We start from the raw sequence: 21,589 nt of genomic DNA, 5'->3' as shown, positions 1-21,589 counted from the left end.
TCCAGGAACCGCGCGCACGGGCACGCTGGCCTCACCACACACCGCCGTCCAGCCTCTGAAGGGAGCCCGGCATGCTGCTCGGCACCTGGAACCTGGAGAACCTGTACCGGCCCGGCGGGCCGTTCGGCCCCAAGGACAAGGCCGCCTACGAGACCAAGCTCGCCGCCCTCGCCGACGTCATCGCGGAACTCGACCCGGCCCTGCTCGGCGTACAGGAGGTCGGGGACCCGGACGCGCTGGCCGACCTGGCCGGGATGCTGGCCGGCAACTGGCACATCTGCCTGTCCGAGCACGCCGACAGCCGGGGCATCCGGGTCGGCTTCCTCAGTCGTACGCCGCTGGTGGTGCTGTCGGACACGACAACGTTCCCGGCGCCGTTGCGGCCGGTGCAGGCGGACGACTCGGGACCGGCCGTGGCAGAGGCGGGCCGGGGCCTGCTGGCGGTGCGGGCCGGTGAGCTGTCGGTGGCCGTCGCGCACCTCAAGTCGAAGCTGCTGTCGTACCCGGAGGGCCGTTTCCACCCCCGTGACGAGGGCGAACGCGCACGCTACGGCGCCTACGCCCTCTACCGGCGGGCCGCCGAGGCGACGGCGCTGCGGGCGCTGGCCGACAAACTGCTGGCGGGCGACGGGCGGGCGCGGGACGTGGTGGTGCTGGGCGACCTGAACGACGAGGCCCAGGCGGCGACCACCCAGATCCTGCTCGGCCCGCCCGGTTCGGAGATCGGCACGCCCGGCTTCCGGGCGACCGACAAGGGCGACGCGGCCCGGCTGTGGAACGTGGCGCCGCTGATACCCGCCGAGCAGAGGTTCTCGCGGGTGAACTCCGGGCGGCGCGAACTGATCGACCACATACTGTGCAGCCACCGGGTGGTCCGCCGGGTGACGGCGGCGGGGACGGGACTGCCGGGGACCGGTGCGCCTCAGTTGCCGTCGGTGGGGCCGGATCCGGCGGAACGGCGGGGCGCGGCGGGGTCGGATCACGCGCCGGTGTGGGTGCGGGTGGGGAGCTGACGGCCTCCTCGCAGGGGAGCCACGTCAGCCGGCGACGGGCAGCTCCGGCTCGCGCAGGCCGAGGCGGCGGCGTCCCGACTCCAGTTCGTCGAGGAGCTCGGCGAGTCGCTCGGTGTGGCGCGGCGTGAGCCGGCCGGCGTCGTCGAGGTGGACGGCGCACGCGGTGGTCGTGTCGACGAGCCGTTCGAGGGTGCCGGCGACCTCGTCGGCGCCCTCCGTGTGCCGGGCGAGCGCGGGCAGTTCGGCGGCCGCGAGGGCGATGGCACCTCGCGCCTCGGCGAGCGTGCGGTAGGCCTCGCGGCGCAGGGTCCAGCGGGCGGCGCGGTCGTCGGACTCGCTCATCACATGGGCGAGATAGGCCTGGGCCGCGCTCCCGGCCGCGCCGAGCCGTGCCCGCACGCCCCCGCCCCGCTGCCCCGGCATCGGCAGATGCCCGACGACCAGGACGATCGCGCAGGCCAGCAGGGTCTCCCCGATCCGGCTCACGGAGGCCTGCGGTTCGCCGCCGACCATCACCAGGGCGAGGACGAGCACGGTCACGACGGCGGTCTGGGCGGCGAAGTGCCGCGTGGCGACGGGAATGAGAGCACCGCTGACGGCGACGAGCGCGACGAGCCCCTCGGGCCGGGGCAGCAGTGCCGCGAACCCGGCGAAGACGAGGGCGCCGAGCACGGTACCGGCGGCACGGCACAGGACACGGGAGACGAGTGGTCCCAGATCTGGCTTGACGAGGAAGACGACGGTGGCGGGGAGCCAGTACCAGTGGTCGTGCGGCCCGTACCACTGGGCGTGTCGCAGCGCCTGGGCGATGGCGACGCCGGCGCCGAAGCAGAGGGCGACGCGCAGCCCGTACTCCCGGCCACCGACGCCGACGACGGCCCGCAGCAGGCCCCGGGCCGTACGCCGCCGGGTGTGCAGGTCGCCGCCGTCACCCTGGTCGAAGACCTCGGCGGCGTGCAGCAGGGCGTCGTCGAGGGCGCGCAGGGCGGGCATCGACCGGGCGGGCGCGGGGAGCGGCCCGGTGTGCGCGTTCCCGCGAACGGCGGCGGCCAGCCGACGGGGCCCGGCGGAGGCCCGTTCGGAGGCCCGACCGCTGAGGCTCTCGCCCGCCCAGGCGAGGGCGGTGGCGGCTTCGGCGAGGGGCAGCGCGGCGGCGTACTGCGCGTGCAACCGCCGTTCGGCGGCCGAGGAGGCGTACCGCCGTAGCCGGGGGCCGGTGAGGGCGTCCTGTGCGTGATCGAGGGCGGCGGTGAGGGCGGCACGCCGGGTGGTGGCGTGCTCGGTGCCGACGGCGTCGAGCAGGTCGCCGATGGCGTCGTACACGTCGGCGACGGCTTCCCGCTCCCCGTCGAACCGGTAGTCACCGGCGAGGGCGCCGGGCGTGGGAAGGAGCAACCGCAGCGCGAGCAGCCACCCGGCCCCCGCAAGGAAGGCGAGCGCCCGCAGCCACCCCGGCTCGGGCAACGGCATCCCGGCGCCGACCGCGCACGCGACCAGCAACTGCGTACCGGCCGCGGAGGCGACGGGCCCGACAGCGCTGACGCTTCCGGCGACGAGCCCGAGCCCGGTGAGGAGCAGCGTCTGCACGACGACACCCGCGTGCTGCCCGGCGTACGTGCCGACGAGCAGCCCCACCGCGCCCGCGAGCGCGGGCGCCCCGAGCCGCCGTACGGCTGCCCGCCGGCTGCCGGGCCGGTCGTTGATCCCGGCGAGCATGGCGGCGATGGCGGCGACGACACCGACGGAGGGGTGACCCACGAGCACGGCGACGAGGAGCAGCGGCCCCGCGGCCAGCGCCCCTCGGGTGACCGCGCTCCACGGCACGGGGCCGCGTTGGGCGCGGAGGGCGTGGGCGAGCCAGGGTGGGAGGGCGCGGGTGACGCGGCGGTACACGGGGCTCCTGTCGATGCGAGGGCTGGGTTGGTGCCTTCGGGCGACGGTGGCCGGGCGGTGGGTTGTGCTGTCAACCGTAGATCGCGTTCTTGGAGGGCGTGGAACGCTCGTATTACCGCGATGTGACGATGTCTGGATGGACCACGTTCTTTATGAACGCAATCGGTGCGGGGGTCTCCCGTCAGGTGTGCGCTCGCGCCGTGAGGTACGGATCCCGCCGGAGAACCTCACGGCTGCCGAGGAGAGTGCCGGCGGCCAGACCGGCGGCGGGTAGCACAAGTGCCGCGGCGGCCCAGGCGGGCCCCGGCAGGGCGTCCGCGACCGTGATGGGCAGACCGAGCACGTCGCTCAGCGGCCCGACCAGCGCGACGGAGAGCCCGGTCCCGGCAACGGCCCCGACCAGCCCCGCCACCCCTCCGGACAGCAGGGCTTCACCGAGCAGGATCCGCCGCAGTTCGGGCTGGCCGGTACCGAGGATCCGCAGGACGGCGAACTGTCCGAGTCGCGCCCGCGCGCTGTCGGAGGCCCGGACGGCACCGAGCCCCAGCGCGCCCACGGCCAGGAGCAGGACCCCGACCCGCATCGCGAGATCCGCCACGCCGAACAGTCCCGGCAGATTGCGCACCCGGTCGGACACCGCGGACGCCGAGAAGCCGTCGTCCTGCAGCGCCTGGGTGACAGCGGCCACCTGCCTCTGATGCTCGACGACCACGACAGCGGACTGCGCGCCCTCCTTCTCCCGGTACGCCTCCGCGTCCACGCCCGCGCGTGCCGCGGCCAGGAACGCGGCGGTGTCCTCGGCGAGATAGGCGACGCCGGGCCCGTCGGCCTGCCAGCTCGGGTCGTACAGGGCGACGATCCTCAACTCAATGACGTCGGTGGTACCGGAGGCGGCCCCGGACGCCTGGGTGTACCCGAAGGAGACGGTCCGGCCCAGCAGTGGCGCGAAGTCGGTCCCCTGCGCGGTGGCGGGCAGAACGACGTCCTTCGGCCCCAGCTCCGCCGGGATGGCACCTTCGCGGACGGGAAGATCGTCGCCCGGGGTGAGGGTGTGGCTGGTCAGGTCGTACGTCCCGTGCTCTTCGGCATACAGCACGGAGGAGTAGTCACCGACGACCTGCCGAACACCGGGCACACTCCCGGCGTCCCGCAGCGCCGAGGCGGTGAGCGACCGCACCGACGCATCCCCCTCGAACGCGGACAGCTCGACCTGAGTGAGCCCACCCGACCCCAGCACATCCCGCTCCACAGCACCGGCAGCCCCGGCCGCCACCCCGGCGGACGTGGTGAGCAACGCGGCGAGAACGGCAAGGGCGGGCACGGCCCGACGCAGGGAACGCCCGTCGCGTTTCCAGGTGTGGAGGCTCCAGTGACTCATCCCAGCTCCTTACTGGCTGCCGACAGAACTCCGGCATCGAGGACATGGCGCTGATCGCAGCGCTCGGCGACCGCCGAATCGTGCGTGACGAGCAGCACGGCCGCGCCCCGCCGGGCGCATGAACTCAGGGCATCCATCACGGACTTCGCGGTGTCGGGGTCGAGCCCCGAGGTCGGCTCGTCGGCCAGGACGAGCACCGGTTCCTTCACGGCCGCGCGGGCGACGGCGATACGTTGCCGCTGGCCACCGGAGAGTTCGCTGACCGGGGATTCGGCGAGTGGCTCCATGCCGAGGTCGGCGAGCAGGTCGTGGGCCGCGGTGCGGTGCCGGGCGAGGCGGGGACCGAAGGCGGCGGCGACGTTCTCCCAGGCGTTGAGGAACGTCAGCAGCCCGAGGTCCTGCAGGACGATGCCGATCGAACGCCGGCGCAGGAGATCCCGGTCCGCCGAGGACAGCGAACCGGTGTCCGTGCCGGCGATGCTCAGGGAGCCCGCGGCCGGCGAGAGGATCAGACCGAGGAGGGCGAGCAGGGTGCTCTTGCCCGAGCCCGAGGGGCCCTCGACGGCCGTCATCGTTCCTGCATCGAGGGTGAGGTCCGCACGGGTCAGCCCACCCCCGGACGCGTAGTGGAAGCCCAGGCCTTCGGCAACGACAGCGGGTGGAGAGGCGGTGTTCATACGACGGGGTGACCTTCCGGGCATGGAGGGGCGGGCGGGTTCAGGCGAGGAGGTAGTACGCGGCTCTGGTCGCGTCCGCTGAAGCGGCACCGCCCGGTGAAGGGGCGTACAGCTCGGGAAACCTCGCGTCCCGATACCGCTTCAGCAGGCCGGGGAGCTCGCTCCAGAAGGCCTGCGGAATGCTCTGGTCGGAGACGAGGGCCGCCTGCACCGCATCGGAGGCGGTCACCAGATCCCCGGCAGCCAGGGCTTGCCGAGCCCGTGCCACCAGATCGGTCCCCTCCGTGAGCCGTGCCGCCTGGGCCGCACAACCGGCGTCGGCGAGTACGACCACCCTGCGCAGCGAGCGGGAGGACAGGGTGGAGCGCTCGTCGGCGGACAAGTCGACGGACGTGTGCCGACAGCCCAGCCCGAACTCGGCCCTCGCTGCCATGGCGCCGTACCAGCCACGCTCGTTCTCTGCCGTCAGGCGTGGCGGCACCTTCAGCGCGGCCGCCTCCTCGACCCCCTTCTCGGCCTGCGGCCCACAGGCCAGGGCCAGTCGATGGCAGGTCATGGCCAGCAGAACGCGGTCGGACGGATCGAGGTGACGGTCCGCCCCCATCTGCCTCAGCCGCTTCTTCAACCATCCCGGCGCCTGCTCCTGCTGGGCGCGTGCGGTCAGGGCCCGCGCGGCGTTGTAGGTGGCGGTGAGCGTGCCCAGCTGTGCCGGGGACTTGGCGACCAGACCGTCGGACCGAATGCCGCTCACCGGAGCGGGAAGCGCCGGGGAGGAGTCGGACGCACCGAGGGCGAGCGCGCGCCGGACCAGCCATCGCGTCTGAGGGTCGGAGTCGTGCAGTGCGGGTCGGAGGCAGTCACGTGTCGCTTGCGGCAGCCGTTGACGCAGCAGGGCCAGTGCGGCTCGCTGGATGGGGTCGAGGCCGGCGCAGCCACCCTCCAGCAGCACGTCGGCGCCACGAACAGCCCGGGTGGTGTGGGCTCGTACGCCCGCCACGCGCAGAGCCTCGACGGCGTAGAGCACCGGTACGGGCTGATCGGCACGAGCGGTGTCCGCCGCGAGTCGGTCCAGGGTGGCGCGCGACACCTCGCTCTCGCGATCCAGGCACGTCAAGGTGGTCAGAAAGGCGGCACGGGTGGCGAGCGAGGTCAGACCGTCGTCCCCACGGTCCGGAGCGCGCAGATAGGCCAGCGCTTCGCTTTCGGCCTGTTCCCGAATCCCGGCCCGTTCCAGGACGGTTGCCGCGTCGGTCGGCTTCGCGCCCTTGGAGCCGGACAGCGACAGACACACGTAGTGGGCTCGCCAGGCAGGGGTGTCCAGGGCGTCGGTGCGGGCGAGATCCGCCAGGGCGGCGGGGCTGACCGCGGGTACCGTCTCGCCGGTACGTCGGTCCTCGGTGAGCGCGGCCTCCAGCCGCCCGAACGCGGTCGGATACAGCGCGGGTTCCCGTCCGACATCGGCGCGGGAGGCACGTACCAGATCATTGGCACCGCGCAGGGCGTCGAGCTGCTCGGCGAGGCCGCCACCGGGCGGGCCGGGCCGCTCGACCGCTCCACCGCCGTACAAGGAGGCGCCCAGCGCCGCGGCGATCGCCACCGCGACGGCGGCGAGCACACGGTTTCGATGACGCGTGTGCCGGTGGAGAAGGCTGTTCTTCACGGCAGGTCGCCGGTCAGTCGTTGGCGCAGGCAGAAGCGAACGCCTTGACGCCGGACTTGAAGGCACCGCCGTCGGAGCAGGTGGTGATGCTCGTGTTCATGGAGCCGCCCGGATCTGCGATGCCGCTGATGTCGGCGATCCAGGTGTTCTTGTTGGTCCAGCTGACCTGGCGGGTGTTCTCACTGACCTGCGTGCCGCTCGGGCTCAGGGAGAGAGTGGCCTGCCACCCGTTGGCCTTCACGGTCGCCACATTGGTGATCTTGCTGACCTTGTACTTCGCGCCGTCCTTGGTGGTCTTGGTGGACGTCTTGAAGGAGCACTTGTCGGCGTAGACGTTGCAGTGCCAGGCGTTCGCCACGACCCTAGCGCCTGTCCCCGGCAACGGCGCCGACCCGGTGTCGGAAATCGCCATACCCGGCACGGCCGTACCCGTGACCAGCACCCCGACGAGCCCAGCGGTCAGCAGAGCCTTCTTCATGTGTCTCTCCCCCTGCTCATGGCGCACCCACGCACGTCTTACGTCGCCCTCTGGCGGAAGCCGGACTGTACATGCCGCGGAAAGCACCAAGAGCGACCGAAAAGCGGCGTATGAATGCCCAGGAATCGGAGAGATGCGGGCAGCGCCGGCGTGATGGGGATGACCGTCTTCAATGACTCAGCGCCGCGCCGCACGGCGACCTCAACGATCAGCCGCCCGAGCCCCAGCACGCGCCCGCCGCCCAAGGTGGACAAGATCCAGCCACTTGGAGTCGCCCTGATTCACACGCCGGCGTGACACGCTCAAGTCGCCGTCGCCGCCTCCACCGCCTGCGCGAACAGCTGCTCAGCCTCGGTGACCGCCTGACTCAGCTGATCGCCGCGGATTCCCAGACCACCGATCACGCCGTCCACGGTTCGCAACCCCGCCCGCTCCAACAGCCCCTTCTCATTGGTCACCCACTCCCCCCGCGCCGCCAGCACGGCATGCCCGGCCTGCATGGCTGCCGTTGCGATGGCGCCGGCGACCTCCGTGAGGCGGCCCGTCGGGGCGTGGTTGGCCTTGGCGTAGGCGAGGGTGGCGGCGGCGGTGCCGTGCCAGCGTCGGCTCGCCGTGCGGCGCAGTCTCCTCGGGTACGACGCCGGCCGCGGCAGCTCACCCCGCAGCACCTTGTTGATCGCCAGCTCTGCGACGACCAGGTAGCTGGGAATCCCCGCGAGATGGAACAGCAGGGGCTCCACCCGGAACCGCCCCTCCTCCGCCTCCGCCAACTCCCGCTCCACGACGTCGAGGTCACGGTAGTGGACGTCGACGCGCCGCCCGTCGATCGTCAGCCACGCGCCCCCGTTGAAGACGCCGCCGCCCCAGCCGCCGACCTCCGACACCTCGCCCTCCCAGCCGAGGGCGCGCAGGTCGGCCGGGTCGAAGGGGCCGCGGTAGTAGATGGCCAGGTCCCAGTCGCTGTCGGGTCGGTGGGTGCCCTGGGCACGGGAGCCGCCGAGGGCCACGGCCTGGACGGTGGGGAGGCCGGCCAGGCGGTCGGCGATGGTGTCGAGGAACGTGGTGTCGTCGGGGGTGGGCATGCGCGCAGCGTACGTAGGTGTGCGACGTGGCTCCATGCAATTGCGTTCGCGAGCCGTGCGGGGGCTCTCGGACGTAGTGATTTGGGCGCCGGGAAATTCGGATGCGTGTGCCCGCGCGGGCGCGGATGATCGGCGGGTTGGCCGCCGTACGCGCGTGTGCCGGTACGACTGATGTGCGCGTGCCCGTGCCCCTCCCCGCGCACCCGCCGTCGAGTTCAGGAGCGAGCCCCGTGATCCGTCGCGTCACCGTCCCCTCCCTCTTCCCTCCCCCCACCTACTCCCACGCCTCGGTCGTCGAAGCCGGCACCAAGCTCGCCTTCCTCGCCGGTGCCGTCCCTCTCGACGCCGACGGCAAGCTCGTCGGCGAGGGAGATCCCGTACGGCAGGCCCAGCAGGTGATCGCCAATCTGGACGAGCAACTGCGTGCCGTGGGCAGCGACTTGGCGCACGTCCTGTCGAGCGAGGTGTACGTCGTGAGCAGCGAGCCCGCCGTACTGTCCGCCGTATGGGAGGTCGTCGAGGCGTCCGGACTGAGTGCGGGTCCGCACTCGTCGACCCTCCTCGGGGTGGCCTGCCTCGGGTACACGGGGCAGTTGGTGGAGATCACGGCCACGGCCGTCGTCCCCGAGTAGCTTGGGGAGCGCGACGCGGCTCAGTCGACGGCAGACGCCCCCGGCCTCCGCCACACCCGCCGCTTGGCCAACGGCCGCGCATAGGTCCCCACCCGACTCGTCGTCAGCCCCAAGCCCACCAACGACTCCGCCAGCTTCACCGCCGCCCCCACCCCGTCGACGACCGGAAGCCCCAGCTTCTCCCCCACCCGCCGCTGCAACCCGGTCATCCCGGCGCACCCCAGCACCAGCACCTCGGCCCCCGCCTCACGCGCCCGCTCCCCCGCGGCCAGGAAGGCCGCCTCGGTGCGTTCGCCGTCTTCGAGTTCCAGGACCCCCAGGCCCGTACCGATCACGGCGACACAGTTCCGGCCCACCCCCGCCAGCTCCAGGCTGTCCTCGATCTGCCCGCACGACCGTTCCAGCGTCGTGACCACGCCGTACCGCCGCCCGATCAGGCACGCCACATGCGCGGCCGCCTCCGTGATGTCGACGACCGGCACGTCCACGAGCTCGCGGACGCCCTCACGCCCGTGCTCCCCGAAACCGGCCATGACGACCGCGTCGTACGGCGGCCCCTCGTACGTCCGCAGCGCGTCCAGCACCGCCGCCGCCGACAGATAGCTGTCCAGCCAGCCCTCAGCCGACTCGGGCCCCCACGCCGGGGTCAGCCCGGTCACGGTGGTGCCCGGGCCTGCGGTGGCCCGGGCACCTCGTACGATCTCCTCGGTCATCTCCCGCGTGGTGTTGCAGTTGGTGACGACGATGCGCACGTCCGCTCAGCCCTCCACCACGGCACGCTCGCGCCGGCAGTGCAGCACGTACAGCCCGGCCGCCACCGCCGTACCGATGAACCACGAGTACGGTGCCACGTCGCTGAACGTCTTCACCAGCGCCAGCACCGCCGCGATCGCGGCCGCGGGCAGGAAGGCCCAGAGCGCCTTGGGGTTGACGCCCTTGCGGTAGTAGTACGGCGATCCCGGCTCGGCGTTGAAGAGCTGGTCGACGTCGACCCGGCCGCGCTTGACCCAGTAGTAGTCGACCATGATCACGCCGAACAGCGGGCCCAGGAAGGCGCCGAGGCCGCCCAGGAAGTAGTTCACCACCGTCGGGTTCGAGAAGAGGTTCCACGGCGTCACCATCAGCGCCGCCACCGTGCTGATCATGCCGCCGACCTTGAAGGTGATCTTCTGCGGCCAGATGTTGGCGAGGTCGTACGCCGGTGATACGAAGTTGGCGACGATGTTGACGCCCATCGTGGCGATGGCGAACGTCAGCGCGGCCAGCACCAGGACCCAGGTGTTGCCCACCTTGGCCACCAGCTCCGCCGGGTCGGTGATGGCCTCGCCGAAGACCTCCAGGGACCCGGCGGTGACGATGACCGACACGACCACGAAGGCGGTGGAGTTGATCGGCAAGCCCCAGAAGTTGCCGCGTTTGACGGTCCGATAGTCCGGCGCGAAGCGCGAGAAGTCGCAGAAGTTGAGCATCAGCGTGCCGTACGTGGCGAGGATCAGGCCGATCGCGCCGAACCACTGCCGCCACTGCTCGCCCACGGAGACCGGGTGCGGGGTCGAGGTCAGCGAGATGGTCCAGCCGGCCTTCGCGAGGATCCACACGGCGAGCGCGATCATCACCAGCCAGATCGCGGGGCCGCAGAAGTCCTGGAACTTCCGGACCGACTCCATGCCCCGGCTGATGATCAGTGCCTGGATCAGCCACAACGCCACGAAGGACACCCAGCCGAGCGCGTCCAGGCCCAGGAACGAGCTGTGCGTCCAGGACTCCAGTCCCGGCCAGGCGGCCAGCAGCATCACGTTGACGGCGACGGAGGCGAGGTAGGTCTGGATGCCGTACCACATGATGGCGATGATCGCCCTGATCAGGGCCGGGATGTTGGCGCCCCAGACGCCGAAGCTGATGCGGCTGACGACGGGGAAGGGGACGCCGTGGCGCTGCCCGATGCCGCCCATCCAGTTCATGCCGACGTAGATGAGTACGAAGCCGACGAGCAGGGACGTGAAGACCTGCCACACGTTCATGCCGAGCACGAGCAGGCCCGCCGCGAACGTGTAGTTGCCGAGGTTGTGGACGTCGGACATCCACAGGGCGAAGAGGTCGAAGACCTTCCAGTTGCGTTTGCCGGCCGGGGCGAGGTCTTCGTTGGTGAGGCGGGGGTCGGGGACGAACGGTGGCGTGCCGGTGGCTTCGGCACGGTCGGCGAGGGACACGGAGGCCTCCACGGACGAGGGGACGGAGGGGCGGAGGGCCGTTCGTGCGGGCACGGGGTGCCGGGCTCGCACGGACAGGGAATGCCGGGCTGGTTTGGGCAGGGAATGCCGGGCTGGTTGGGACAGGGAATGCCGCTGGTTTGGTATACCAAACTGCTGACATGGTCCCGTCGTCAACCGTTCCGACGGATATCGCTGCTGTTAACGCTCCGTAAAAGACACCTGGAATCGGCGAAGATGGCCCCATGACGAAGATCGAACCCCTCGGAGCGGTGCGCGAACGCGTCCTGGCCGGCCTGCGGCAGGACATCATCGCGGGCCGTCTGCGCCCCGGCGACCGGCTGGTCGAGCGCGAGCTGGCCGAGCGCTTCGAGGTCTCCCGCGTTCCGGTCCGGGAGGCCGTCCGGGCGCTGGTCGCCGAGGGCTTCGTCCTCTTCGAGACCCCGCGCCGCGCGGTCGTACGCCGTCTGACCCCGGCCGACGTCAAGGAACTCTTCGAACTGCGCGAGGCGTTGGAGGTGTATGCGGCAGGCCTGGCCGCCTCCCGCGCGACGCCCGAGGCGCTGACGGAGCTGCGCGCGCTGCTACGGAGCGCCGCCGACGCCACCGAGGCCGGGGACGCCGAGACGATCACCGACATCAACACCCGGTTCCACGACCGCATCCTGGCCATGGCCGGCAACAGCCTGCTCATCTCGGTCATGGAACCGGTCGACGGCCGCCTGCGCTGGCTCACCCGGCAGAACGAGGAGTGGCCCCAACTCCTGACCGAGCACCGGGAGCTGTACGAGGCGATCGCGTCCGGCGACCCCGACCGGGCGCGCACCCACGCGCTGAGCCACGTACGGGCCAACTACCGCTCGACGGTACGGCACCTGTTCGGGGAGGAACCCGCCTAGGGCCTGTTGCGAAAGTGGCCTCTGCCGGGCGACGAGGCCACTTTCGCAACAGGCCCTAGCGGGCCGCGTACCGGTCCGTCGCCGCCACCAGCACGTCCGTCATCCCCGGCGCACCAGCGTTGTGCCCGACCTCGTCGACCACCACCAACTCGCTGCCGGGCCAGGCGTGGTGCAGCCGCCAGACGGTGCCGAGCAAGTTGCCGAAGTCGAGCCCGCCCTGGACGAGGGTGCCGGGGATGCCCTTCAGCAGATGGGCGTCGCGGAGCACCACGCCCTCGTCGTTGCCCTCGCCCAAGAAGTGGTCGTTGCCCCAGTAGTGCGTGACCGTGCGGGCGAAGCCCATCCGGAACACCGGGTCCTCGTAGCGCGGCACGGAACGCGGCGGTGCCGGAATGACCGCAGTCTCCCAGTCCGTCCAGGCCCGCGCCGCCCGTTCCCGGACCCGCGCGTCCGGGGACTCCAGCAGGCGGTTGTAGGCGGCGGCGAGGTTGCCGTGCGTGCGCTCGCCGTCCGGCAGCTCCCCGACGAACCGTTCGAACGCCTCCAGGAAGATCCTGCCGAGTCCCCTGGTCATCAACGCCACCTCGGCGTTCAACCCCGTGGCGACCCCGGCCAGCACCAGCTCGGACACCGCACCGGAATGCGTCTGCGCATACCGCAGCCCCAGCACCGACCCCCACGACACCCCCCACACCAACCACCGCTCGATCCCGAGAAAGCGCCGCAGCAACTCCAGGTCGGCGATGAGATGAGCCGTCGTATTGACGCTCATGTCGGTCTCGTACGCGCTCGCGCTCGGTGTCGAACGCCCGCACCCGCGCTGGTCCAGCAGCACGATCCGATACGCCGCCGGGTCGAAGTAGCGCCGGAAGCTCGGGGAGCACCCGGAGCCGGGCCCTCCGTGCAGCATCACCGCGGGCTTGCCGTGCGGGTTTCCGCAGGTCTCCCAGTAGATCCGATTGCCGTCGCCGACGTCGAGCGTGCCGTGGTCGTACGGTTCGATCTCCGCGTAGAGGCCCATCGGGGCACCGTAGCGGCGCTACGACGACCGCGTCCCGTCAATTTCGCACCGCCAGCCCCGCCGTACGCGCCGCCCTGCGCAGGACGTCCCGCAGCATCTCCGGGGTGAGGCGGCCGGTGAAGGTGTTGCGCTGGCTGACGTGGAAGCAACCGAACAGGTCGAGGTGAGCGAGGGGGGCGGCGGGAGGGGGTGGGGCGGGCCGGTCGGGGTGATGGGCGGGGGCTGCCGGGGCCGCGGGGGTGGCGGGGGCTGCCGGGGCCAAGGGGGTCGGCGGGGTCAGCCGGGGCGAGGGGGGCCATAGGGGCGGCGGCCGGGGCCAAGGGGGCAGCAGGGGCTATCGGGGCAGCGGGGGCGGCCGGGGCCGCCGGGTCGGCGGGGCCGGCGGGGTCGGCGGGGCCGGCGGGGTCGGCGGGGTCGGCGGGGGCAGTGAGCCTCACCTGTACGCCGTGCGCGAAGGCGGGCCTCGGTCTCGGCACCGTCCAGCCCGCCGCCGTGAACGCCGGCAGCGCCGCCTGCCAACCGAAGGCGCCGAGCACGACCACCGCCCGCAACGTCGGCCGCAGCAGGCCCAGTTCCTGGACGAGCCAGGGACGACAGGTGTCGCGTTCCTCGGGGGTGGGCTTGTTGGCGGGTGGCGCGCAGTGCACGGGCGAGGTGACGCGGACGCCGTACAGCTCCAGGCCGTCGTCAGCCGCCACGGACGTGGGCTGGGAGGCGAGCCCCACGTCGTACAGCGCCTCGTACAGTACGTCCCCGGACCGGTCGCCGGTGAACATCCGACCGGTGCGGTTCCCGCCGTGCGCCGCCGGGGCGAGTCCGACGATCAGCAACCGGGCGTCCGGCGGACCGAAGCCCGGCACCGGCCGCCCCCAGTACGTCCAGTCGGCGAAGGCGGCGCGCTTGGTACGGGCCACCTCCTCACGCCAGGCGACCAGCCGAGGGCACGCCCGGCAACCCGCGATCCGCTGGTCGAGGCCGGGGAGACCGGCGGGGGCACTGCTGTCCATGCGTCCACCGTAGATCCGCGGCCACCCGTGTGCGGCGGGACCGACTCAGGGCGGGGCGGCCCAGGACGGGGCCGGTCCAAGGCGGGGGCGGCGCAGGGCGGGGGCCCCGGAAAAGCCGTCCGACGCACGCGGCCCGGGGGACTAAGGTCAATGGCATGGCTTCCGATCGCATGGACAAGGCAGGCCGCGGCGGGACCAGCCGGAACGCCCCGGACACGACCGCGGCCCCGGCAGACGGACGTCCCCCTAAGACGCCACCGGCCCAAGAGGCCGACGACCGACAGGCCCCGCCGCAGCTTGCGGATCCGTCCGCCGACGGCCGAGAGGCGACCGGCTGTTCGCAGACCGAGCACCCGGGCGCCTCCGACCCGAAGGTCGCCGCCGCGATCGCCGCCGCCGAAGCGGCCGGTCCGGCGAACGGCGAGAGTGTCCGCATCGACAGCTGGATCTGGTCCGTACGGCTGGTCAAAACCCGCTCCCAGGGCGCCACGGCCTGCCGGGGCGGCCATGTGCGCCTGAACGGCGAGCGGGTCAAGCCCGCCCATGCGGTGCGCGTCGGCGACGAGGTCCGGCTCCGGCAGGAGGGCCGAGAGCGGATCGTCGTCGTCAAGCGGCTGATCCGTAAGCGGGTCGGCGCACCGGTGGCCGTCCTGTGCTACATCGACAACAGCCCGCCGCCCCCGCCCCGCGAGGCCGTCGCCCCCGCCGGCATCCGCGACCGCGGCACGGGCCGCCCGACCAAGCGAGACCGCCGCGAACTGGAACGTCTGCGCGGCCTGAACGCCTTTGGCAGCTCGGGTGGCCGCGGAGTCCCCGACGCCCGGGGAGGCCCGGGCGCACCCGGAGGGACAGGCGGGCTGGATGGGCCGGGCGGTGGCTTCGACCGGCGGGGTGACCGCAGCGGCCGTCCCCAAGGACGCTGACACCCGGACACCGGCGGAGCCCAGAGGACGCGCTGGACCCGCGGACACCGAGGCAGCGCGGGACGCGCTGGACCTGCAGACACCGGGCCAGCGCAGGAAGCGCTGAACCTGCACACACCGGCGGAACCCGGGAAGCGCTGAACCTGCACACACCGGCGGAACCCGGGAAGCGCTAGACCCGCACACACACGGCGCAGCACAGAAAGCGCTGAACCTACACACACCGGCGAAAGCAGCGCGGGCGGCCGGCCGGGGCTGCTATCGCCGGCGGCCGTTGAATCGATCACGCCTACCGACTTCGATGACAGCCCCGTGGACGCCTGACTGACCAGGCCGACGCCATCCACGCGGCCCTCGCCCCACGACGACGACGATGGCCGGCGGGCACATCCCCACCGGTCGCCATCGCCGCCATAGGTCGGTGGCCGCCTGTCACGCCCGCCGCCGCCCCAGCACCCTCAGCAGCTCCGCGTTCTGTCCCCGCCGTGCCCACGCGATCAGGGCGAGCGGCACCAGCAGAATCACCGGTGTCGCCGCGTTCTGTCCGTCGAAGACCGTGAGCTGCACGATGAACGCACCCACCATCAGCGCACCCAGCGACATCGCGGCGACGGACTGGAGCAGCGGCACAAGCAGGGCGACCGCGCCGGCCAGTTCGAGGACGCCGATGGTGTACATCCCCGCGTTGCCCCAGCCCATGTCCGCGAAGATCTCGGAGGCCGAGGAGTGCGCGATCAACTTGGGCAGCGCGCTCGCGATCGCGTAGAAGAGCGCGAGCACCACCTGCAGGGCACGCAGGGCGATTCGGGCCCGGCGGCCCCGAGCGGTCGCGGACTCGGCCACGACGGCGGCCGACGAAGCGGGCGCGACGGACGCGTTGGAGGCGACGGAGGCTACGGAAGCGGTGGTCTCGGACATTTGGGTCTCCTGTGTGAAGCGGTCCGTGATGCTGTCACAGAGGTAGACCCGCCCTCGGTCCGGAACTCATCGCCGAACTCATCGCCATCCGGCCGGATTTCCCGACCCTTCCCGACCACTCACGGGCCCGGCAACCAGCGGCACCGCGCCCCGTGTTCAGCCCGTCGCCCCCGGCTCAGCCACTGCCCGCACCCATATCCGGTCCTCCGTCAGATACTTCTCCACTCTCAGCCCCGCCTCCCCCAGCGCCTCCTCGAACTCCTCCTTCGTCAACGGCCTGGCCCGGAACGTCTGCGTCCAGGTCGCGTCCGGGAACTCGTACTCCGCGCGTACCGAGTTCGTGCCGTCTCCGACCGGCTCCGACGACACGATCCGCACGGTGAAGCCGCTGGGATCGACCCGTTCGCGCGGCAGGTTTGTGTGGTAGTCCTCGCCCTCCCGCTGGATCACCACACAGCCGCCGTCCGCGAGATGCCGCACGCACGTCCGCAGCAGCCCCCGCCTCACCTCCTCGTCCCCGGTGTGCACGAGGAAGGACGCCAGCAGCACCGCGTCGAACCTCTCCCCGAGGTCGAGCTTCTCGATCGGGCTGCACATCGTGCGCGCCCCACGGACGCGTTCCAGCATTTCCGGGGACTCGTCCACCGCCGTGACCGTGTAGCCCAGCTCCAGCAACGGGTGCGTCATACGGCCCACGCCGCTCCCCAGCTCCAGAACGTGCGCCCCGGCGGGCACCGCGCCCGCGATGATGTCCGGCTCGCTCCCCACCGGCAGCCGTGAGTAGAGCTCCACCGCGCAGCCGTCCGGCGTGATCGCTCCCGGCCCCGTCCCCTGATGTCCCGCTCGCATTTTCAGCCCCATGCCCGCCCAACGGCCCGCTCCCGCACGGCCGTTCCCACCGACCCCGAGATCACCCGTTCGAGTGAGCTCGATGCCCTGCGTCACCTTCTCAGCAGGGCCGCCGTCGTGCCGGCAGGCGACCAGACCCGAGACCCAGCGCTGGAGAAGATCCGCGCCGAAGAGTACTTTTCAAGCGAGGAGTGATGATCCCGATGCGTACGGGCAGTGAGCCGATGACCGCGCGCAGTGCGCTGCGGATGCGCTTGTGGCTGAGTGTGTGGGGACTGGCCTGGGCGATTTTCGGCACGATCGCCTTCATACTGGTCGGCCGTCCCGGCTGGGCGATCGCCTGCGGTGTGCTCTGGCTGGTGATCACCATCGACCTGGTCGTCATCGTCCGGCACATCCGACAGGGCCCGCACTTCCAGCCGGGCCGGGACATCCCCCCGTATCAGCCGGTGGACGACCGCACACCGCACCGGCCTCCGGACGACCGCCCACCGTACCGGCAACCGGACGACCACGCGCCAAACCGGCCCCCGGACGACAGCGCTCCGTAGCCCCCTCCCACGGCCCCCCGCCCCGACTTCCAGGCCTCCAAGCGCCTGTCCCCGGCCGCATGTCCTCCAAACCCGCGCCCGCAACAGCGGTCTTCCAAGCCCGCGACCGCGACCGTTGTTCTCCGAGCGCCGCCCGCGACCGTTGCCCTCCAAGCCCCGCCCGCGACCGTTGCCCTCCAAGCCCACGCCCGCAGCCGTCGTCCACCAAGCCCACGCCCGCAGCCGTCGTCCACCAAGCCCACGCCCGCAGCCGTCGTCCACCAAGCCCACGCCCGCAGCCGTCGTCCACCAAGCCCACGCCCGCAGCCGTCGTCCACCAAGCCCACGCCCGCGGCAGTGGTCCTCCGAGCTCCCCTCCCCCCGCCCCGGTCCCCCGTCCGCGGCCTCCGATTCCACGCCCCCGCGTCACCCGTCGAAACGCGCCGCCTTCAGGTACTCCGGGTTCGGATCCAACGCGGCGGCCAGCCGAAAGTGCCGCTTGGCCTGCTCCGGCCGCCCCTGCCGCTCATAGGTACGCGCGAGCGCGAAGTGCGCGTACGCGTTGTCCGGCTCGCGCTCCAGAACGATCGTGAACTCCAGCTCCGCGGGCCGCAGTTGCGCGGCGGCGAAGAATGCTCGCGCGCGCAGCAGCCGGGCCGCGGTGTTCTCGGGGTGCGCGGCGATGACTGGATCGAGCAGCTTCACCGCGCCCCGCGGGTCGCGCGCGGCGAGCAGCTGCTCGGCGGCGCGGTAGTCGATGATATGCGTCTCCGGCGAACGTCCGGTCGAACCACTGATCTCGGGCACGGCAAAGTCCTTCCCTTACTGGCCCGATTCAACGCCCGCTCTCCGGGCCCCTATTCCCGGCATTCCCGGCCGACGCGTGGCCGCGACAACCACAGTCGGCCCCACGGCAATCACAGCCGGCCCCCACGACCACCACAGTCGGCCGCAACAACCACCACAGTCGGCCGCAACGACCACCACCATCGAGCGCAACGACCAGGACAGCTCCGTGGCCGCTACTCCCCGGACGACTCCGTCGCCCCCCGGGCCACACGCGCCCGGCGCACCAGCTCCGCCCACACTTCCTTCACGCGCCGCTGCAACTCCGCCAGCGGCACATCATTGTCGATCACGATGTCCGCGATCTGCAGCCGCTTCTCCCGCGTCGCCTGGGCCGCCATACGCGCGCGTGCGTCCTCCTCGGCCATACCCCGCAGCCGTACGAGCCGGTCGAGCTGGGTCTCGGGACTGGCGTCGACGACGATCACGAGGTCGTAGAGCGGTGCGAGGCCGTTCTCGGCGAGGAGGGGGACGTCGTGTACGACGACGGCGTCCTCAGCGGCCGCGGCCTCCAAGTCGCGGGAGCGGGCGCCCACCAGGGGGTGCACGATCGAGTTCAGGACGGCCAGCTTCTCCGGGTCGGCGAAGACGATCGAGCCGAGTCTGGGCCGGTCCAGGCCACCGTCCGGGGCGAGCACCTCCTCGCCGAAGGCCTCGACGACCGCGGCGAGACCTGGAGTGCCGGGCGCGACGACCTCCCGCGCGATACGGTCCGCGTCGATCAGCAGGGCCCCGCACTCCACGAGCAGCCGCGACACCTCGCTCTTGCCGGCACCGATCCCGCCGGTCAGGCCCACCTTCAGCATGAGCGGAAGCTTAGGCCCTGCCGGTGACAACGCACCCCACCGGGACGCACGGCCACCGGCCGCCCTGCCGGTCCCCCTCAGTTGTCCCCTTCACGCTCCGCCAGGAACCGCTCGAACTCCCGCCCGATCTCGTCCGCCGACGGAATCTCAGTCGGCTCGGCGAGCATGTTGCCGCGGGTCTCGGCGCCCGCGACGGCGTCGTACTGGTGCTCGAGGCCTTGGACGAGGGCGGTGAGTTCCTCGTCGCCCTCCTGGATCTGCCGGTCGATCTCCGTCTGGGTGCGGTAGGCGTCCGTGCGCAGGGAGTGCGCGATGCCGGGCAGGACGAGTCCCGTGGCGGCCGTGATGGCCTCAAGGACGGTCAGCGCCGCGTCCGGATACGGGGAGCGGGCGATGTAGTGCGGGACGTGCGCCGCGACGCCCAGGACGTCGTGCCCCGCCTGCATGAGGCGGTACTCGACCAGCGACTCGGCACTGCCGGGCACCTGGGCCTCGTCGAAGGGGCTGCGGTAGCCCGGCACGAGGTCGGTGCGGTTGCCGTGCGGGGTGAGGCCCACCGGGCGGGTGTGCGGGACGCCCATGGGGATGCCGTGGAAGTTCACGGCGAGGCGTACGCCGAGGCGCTCCGTGATCTGCTCCACGGCCGCGGCGAAGCGCTCCCACTCCACGTCCGGCTCCGGGCCGGACAGCAGAAGGAACGGCGCCCCGGTGGTGTCCTGGACGAGCCGTACCGCCAGTGTGGGCTCCTCGTAGTCGGTCCAGCGGTCGCGCTTGAAGGTCAGCAGCGGGCGGCGGGCGCGGTAGTCCACGAGCCGGTCGTGGTCGAAGCGGGCGACGACCTGGTGCGGCAGCGAGTCGAGGAGCCGGTCGACGATCTGGTCGCCGGTCTCACCCGCGTCGATGTATCCGTCGAAGTGGTAGAGCATGACAAGGCCGGCCGACTCCTGGGCGAGCGCCATGTCGACGACTGCCAGGCCCTTCGGCTCCCACGTGTACAAACCCTGCGGATCAAGCACAGTGACCGCTCCTCCTTGTGTTCGTACGTCACAACGCCCTTACGGGCGTGGGCATTCCCGGAGGAGGAGGCCATGATCTTGAGAAGGGAGGGACGCAGGTCCTGCAAAACGCTGAGGGGCCGCACCTCGAACAAAACGCTGAGGGGCCGCACCTCGAAAGGTACGGCCCCTCAGTCAGGAGCTATTGCTCAGTGAGCGTCAGCTCAGCTCTGCCCACCGGCCAGCTTCTCGCGCAGCGCGGCCAGCGCCTCGTCCGAGGCCAGCGCGCCGGACTGGTCGGCACCCTCGGAGGAGTACGAACCACCGGTCGCGGCCGGAGCGGCGGCCTCGCCACCCTCGGCAGCGGCGGCAGCGTCGGCCTCGCGGCTCTTGATGACCTGCTGCTGGTGCTGCTCGAAGCGCTGCTGCGCCTCGGCGTACTGGCGCTCCCACTCCTCGCGCTGCTTCTCGTAGCCCTCGAGCCAGTCGTTGGTCTCGGGGTCGAAGCCCTCGGGGTAGATGTAGTTGCCCTGGTCGTCGTACGACGCGGCCATGCCGTACAGGGTCGGGTCGAACTCCACCGAGGCCGGGTCGGCACCGAAGGACTCGTTGGCCTGCTTCAGCGAGAGGCTGATGCGGCGGCGCTCGAGGTCGATGTCGATGACCTTGACGAAGATCTCGTCGTTGACCTGGACGACCTGCTCCGGGATCTCCACGTGGCGCTCGGCCAGCTCGGAGATGTGGACCAGACCCTCGATGCCCTCGTCGACGCGGACGAACGCACCGAACGGAACCAGCTTCGTGACCTTGCCGGGCACGACCTGGCCGATCTGGTGGGTGCGAGCGAACTGCTGCCACGGGTCTTCCTGGGTCGCCTTCAGCGACAGGGAGACGCGCTCGCGGTCCATGTCGACGTCGAGGACCTCGACGGTGACTTCCTGGCCGACCTCGACAACCTCGGAGGGGTGGTCGATGTGCTTCCAGGACAGCTCGGAGACGTGGACCAGACCGTCGACGCCACCCAGGTCCACGAAGGCACCGAAGTTGACGATCGAGGAGACGACGCCGGAACGGACCTGACCCTTCTGGAGGGTGGTGAGGAACGTCTGGCGGACCTCGGACTGGGTCTGCTCCAGCCAGGCACGGCGGGACAGGACCACGTTGTTGCGGTTCTTGTCCAGCTCGATGATCTTGGCCTCGAGCTCCTTGCCGACGTACGGCTGGAGATCGCGAACGCGGCGCATCTCGACCAGGGAGGCCGGGAGGAAGCCACGGAGGCCGATGTCGAGGATGAGACCACCCTTGACGACCTCGATGACGGTACCGGTGACGATCCCGTCCTCTTCCTTGATCTTCTCGATGGTGCCCCAGGCACGCTCGTACTGGGCGCGCTTCTTCGAGAGGATCAGGCGGCCTTCCTTGTCCTCCTTCTGGAGAACAAGGGCTTCGATCTCGTCACCGACGGCGACGACCTCGTTGGGGTCGACGTCGTGCTTGATCGAGAGCTCGCGGCTCGGGATAACGCCTTCGGTCTTGTAACCGATGTCGAGCAGGACCTCGTCCCGGTCGACCTTCACGATGACGCCGTCGACGATGTCGCCGTCGTTGAAGTACTTGATCGTCTCGTCGATCGCTGCGAGGAAGGCTTCCTCGTTACCGATGTCGTTGACCGCTACCTGCGGGGTGGTGGCGGTGGTCTCGGTGCTGCTCGTCATGTGGGAAAGGGCTCCGGTACGGACATTGAAGTCGTAGGTACTGCTTACGCCGGGAGC

19 protein-coding genes and 3 pseudogenes are annotated in these 21,589 nt (G+C 71.4%); 5 read left to right on the top strand and 17 right to left on the bottom strand.

What is annotated here, in order from left to right; all coding sequences use genetic code 11:
* The first annotated feature begins 71 nt into the window (after nucleotides 1–71).
* Nucleotides 72–1,013 (top strand): endonuclease/exonuclease/phosphatase family protein, encoded by a 942-nt coding sequence (locus I2W78_RS30995; RefSeq protein ID WP_196463546.1) that lies wholly within the window; start codon nucleotides 72–74, stop codon nucleotides 1,011–1,013.
* A 24-nt stretch (nucleotides 1,014–1,037) separates the two neighbouring features.
* On the opposite strand, the gene I2W78_RS30990 is transcribed toward I2W78_RS30995, so the two are convergent.
* The 6 genes from I2W78_RS30990 to I2W78_RS30965 all read right to left on the bottom strand — a co-directional run bounded on the left by I2W78_RS30990 (nucleotide 1,038) and on the right by I2W78_RS30965 (nucleotide 8,181).
* The gene (locus I2W78_RS30990; RefSeq protein ID WP_196463545.1) at nucleotides 1,038–2,906 is read right to left on the bottom strand and encodes an FUSC family protein; all 1,869 of its coding nucleotides are present in this window, start codon (nucleotides 2,904–2,906) and stop codon (nucleotides 1,038–1,040) included.
* 181 nt (nucleotides 2,907–3,087) lie between these two features.
* Nucleotides 3,088–4,284, bottom strand: a complete 1,197-nt coding sequence (locus I2W78_RS30985) for an ABC transporter permease (protein WP_196463544.1) — start codon at nucleotides 4,282–4,284, stop codon at nucleotides 3,088–3,090.
* Nucleotides 4,281–4,961 (bottom strand): ABC transporter ATP-binding protein, encoded by a 681-nt coding sequence (locus tag I2W78_RS30980; protein WP_196463543.1) that lies wholly within the window; start codon nucleotides 4,959–4,961, stop codon nucleotides 4,281–4,283. The genes I2W78_RS30985 and I2W78_RS30980 overlap by 4 nt, the downstream gene beginning before the upstream one ends.
* Before the next feature lie 40 nt (nucleotides 4,962–5,001).
* A complete protein-coding gene (locus tag I2W78_RS30975) occupies nucleotides 5,002–6,576 on the bottom strand; it encodes a hypothetical protein (RefSeq protein ID WP_196463542.1) in 1,575 nt (524 codons plus the stop codon).
* Nucleotides 6,577–6,634: 58 nt separating this feature from the next.
* Nucleotides 6,635–7,099 (bottom strand): hypothetical protein, encoded by a 465-nt coding sequence (locus tag I2W78_RS30970; protein WP_196463541.1) that lies wholly within the window; start codon nucleotides 7,097–7,099, stop codon nucleotides 6,635–6,637.
* A 302-nt stretch (nucleotides 7,100–7,401) separates the two neighbouring features.
* Nucleotides 7,402–8,181: a nucleotidyltransferase domain-containing protein gene (locus tag I2W78_RS30965; RefSeq protein ID WP_196463540.1), complete on the bottom strand. Its 780-nt coding sequence runs from the start codon at nucleotides 8,179–8,181 to the stop codon at nucleotides 7,402–7,404.
* Nucleotides 8,182–8,411: 230 nt separating this feature from the next.
* Here I2W78_RS30965 and I2W78_RS30960 point away from each other — a divergent pair, with 230 nt between their 5' ends.
* Entirely contained in the window at nucleotides 8,412–8,813 is a 402-nt protein-coding gene (locus I2W78_RS30960) for a RidA family protein (RefSeq protein WP_196463539.1), read from the top strand.
* Between the two features lie 20 nt (nucleotides 8,814–8,833).
* Here the strand turns inward: I2W78_RS30960 and I2W78_RS30955 are convergent, their stop codons facing one another.
* Entirely contained in the window at nucleotides 8,834–9,565 is a 732-nt protein-coding gene (locus I2W78_RS30955) for an aspartate/glutamate racemase family protein (protein WP_196463538.1), read from the bottom strand.
* Nucleotides 9,566–9,571: 6 nt separating this feature from the next.
* Nucleotides 9,572–11,023, bottom strand: a complete 1,452-nt coding sequence (locus I2W78_RS30950; RefSeq protein WP_196463537.1) for an NCS1 family nucleobase:cation symporter-1 — start codon at nucleotides 11,021–11,023, stop codon at nucleotides 9,572–9,574.
* A 245-nt stretch (nucleotides 11,024–11,268) separates the two neighbouring features.
* On the opposite strand from I2W78_RS30950, the gene I2W78_RS30945 reads away from it, so the two are divergent.
* Nucleotides 11,269–11,922 (top strand): GntR family transcriptional regulator, encoded by a 654-nt coding sequence (locus I2W78_RS30945; RefSeq protein ID WP_196463536.1) that lies wholly within the window; start codon nucleotides 11,269–11,271, stop codon nucleotides 11,920–11,922.
* Between the two features lie 55 nt (nucleotides 11,923–11,977).
* Here I2W78_RS30945 and pip read toward each other — a convergent pair whose 3' ends face one another.
* The 3 genes and pseudogenes from pip to I2W78_RS30925 all read right to left on the bottom strand — a co-directional run.
* Nucleotides 11,978–12,943, bottom strand: a complete 966-nt coding sequence (gene pip / locus I2W78_RS30940) for a prolyl aminopeptidase (protein WP_196463535.1) — start codon at nucleotides 12,941–12,943, stop codon at nucleotides 11,978–11,980.
* Nucleotides 12,944–12,980: 37 nt separating this feature from the next.
* A pseudogene (locus I2W78_RS30935) lies at nucleotides 12,981–13,118 on the bottom strand (uracil-DNA glycosylase); the annotation flags it as partial.
* 235 nt (nucleotides 13,119–13,353) lie between these two features.
* Nucleotides 13,354–13,950, bottom strand: a pseudogene (locus I2W78_RS30925) (uracil-DNA glycosylase); the annotation flags it as partial.
* Nucleotides 13,951–14,105: 155 nt separating this feature from the next.
* Between I2W78_RS30925 and I2W78_RS30920 the strand changes: the two are divergent.
* The gene (locus I2W78_RS30920; protein WP_230885643.1) at nucleotides 14,106–14,873 is read left to right on the top strand and encodes an RNA-binding S4 domain-containing protein; all 768 of its coding nucleotides are present in this window, start codon (nucleotides 14,106–14,108) and stop codon (nucleotides 14,871–14,873) included.
* A gap of 432 nt (nucleotides 14,874–15,305) precedes the next feature.
* On the opposite strand, the gene I2W78_RS30915 is transcribed toward I2W78_RS30920, so the two are convergent.
* Nucleotides 15,306–15,791 (bottom strand): DoxX family protein, encoded by a 486-nt coding sequence (locus tag I2W78_RS30915; RefSeq protein ID WP_196463534.1) that lies wholly within the window; start codon nucleotides 15,789–15,791, stop codon nucleotides 15,306–15,308.
* Nucleotides 15,792–15,947: 156 nt separating this feature from the next.
* Nucleotides 15,948–16,640: a class I SAM-dependent methyltransferase gene (locus I2W78_RS30910; RefSeq protein ID WP_196463533.1), complete on the bottom strand. Its 693-nt coding sequence runs from the start codon at nucleotides 16,638–16,640 to the stop codon at nucleotides 15,948–15,950.
* Between the two features lie 194 nt (nucleotides 16,641–16,834).
* Between I2W78_RS30910 and I2W78_RS30905 the strand changes: the two are divergent.
* A pseudogene (locus tag I2W78_RS30905) lies at nucleotides 16,835–17,101 on the top strand (DUF6343 family protein); the annotation flags it as partial.
* 495 nt (nucleotides 17,102–17,596) lie between these two features.
* On the opposite strand, the gene I2W78_RS30900 reads toward I2W78_RS30905, so the two are convergent.
* The 4 genes from I2W78_RS30900 to rpsA form a co-directional block, all read right to left on the bottom strand.
* Entirely contained in the window at nucleotides 17,597–17,977 is a 381-nt protein-coding gene (locus I2W78_RS30900) for a tetratricopeptide repeat protein (protein WP_196463531.1), read from the bottom strand.
* Nucleotides 17,978–18,192: 215 nt separating this feature from the next.
* A complete protein-coding gene (gene coaE / locus I2W78_RS30895) occupies nucleotides 18,193–18,822 on the bottom strand; it encodes a dephospho-CoA kinase (RefSeq protein WP_196463530.1) in 630 nt (209 codons plus the stop codon).
* Between the two features lie 77 nt (nucleotides 18,823–18,899).
* Nucleotides 18,900–19,838 carry a PAC2 family protein gene (locus I2W78_RS30890; RefSeq protein WP_196463529.1) on the bottom strand — a complete coding sequence of 313 codons (939 nt, stop codon included), beginning with the start codon at nucleotides 19,836–19,838 and terminating at the stop codon, nucleotides 18,900–18,902.
* A gap of 203 nt (nucleotides 19,839–20,041) precedes the next feature.
* Entirely contained in the window at nucleotides 20,042–21,532 is a 1,491-nt protein-coding gene (gene rpsA, locus I2W78_RS30885; RefSeq protein WP_196463528.1) for a 30S ribosomal protein S1, read from the bottom strand.
* Between the last annotated feature and the right edge of the window lie 57 nt (nucleotides 21,533–21,589).

This window comes from Streptomyces spinoverrucosus, from assembly GCF_015712165.1.
Classification (GTDB): Bacteria; Actinomycetota; Actinomycetes; order Streptomycetales; family Streptomycetaceae; genus Streptomyces; species Streptomyces spinoverrucosus_A.
Note: the sequence above shows the minus strand (reverse complement) of the source record. Positions and strands in the feature narration are given on the sequence as shown.

Coding starts and splice junctions, on each gene's coding strand:
- I2W78_RS30995 (WP_196463546.1), top strand. CDS start 72: ATGCTGCTCGGCACCTGGAACCTGGAGAACCTGTACCGGCCCGGCGGG.
- I2W78_RS30985 (WP_196463544.1), bottom strand. CDS start 4,284: ATGAGTCACTGGAGCCTCCACACCTGGAAACGCGACGGGCGTTCCCTG.
- I2W78_RS30980 (WP_196463543.1), bottom strand. CDS start 4,961: ATGAACACCGCCTCTCCACCCGCTGTCGTTGCCGAAGGCCTGGGCTTC.
- I2W78_RS30970 (WP_196463541.1), bottom strand. CDS start 7,099: ATGAAGAAGGCTCTGCTGACCGCTGGGCTCGTCGGGGTGCTGGTCACG.
- I2W78_RS30965 (WP_196463540.1), bottom strand. CDS start 8,181: ATGCCCACCCCCGACGACACCACGTTCCTCGACACCATCGCCGACCGC.
- I2W78_RS30945 (WP_196463536.1), top strand. CDS start 11,269: ATGACGAAGATCGAACCCCTCGGAGCGGTGCGCGAACGCGTCCTGGCC.
- pip (WP_196463535.1), bottom strand. CDS start 12,943: ATGGGCCTCTACGCGGAGATCGAACCGTACGACCACGGCACGCTCGAC.
- I2W78_RS30920 (WP_230885643.1), top strand. CDS start 14,106: ATGGCTTCCGATCGCATGGACAAGGCAGGCCGCGGCGGGACCAGCCGG.
- I2W78_RS30915 (WP_196463534.1), bottom strand. CDS start 15,791: ATGTCCGAGACCACCGCTTCCGTAGCCTCCGTCGCCTCCAACGCGTCC.
- I2W78_RS30910 (WP_196463533.1), bottom strand. CDS start 16,640: ATGCGAGCGGGACATCAGGGGACGGGGCCGGGAGCGATCACGCCGGAC.
- coaE (WP_196463530.1), bottom strand. CDS start 18,822: ATGCTGAAGGTGGGCCTGACCGGCGGGATCGGTGCCGGCAAGAGCGAG.
- rpsA (WP_196463528.1), bottom strand. CDS start 21,532: ATGACGAGCAGCACCGAGACCACCGCCACCACCCCGCAGGTAGCGGTC.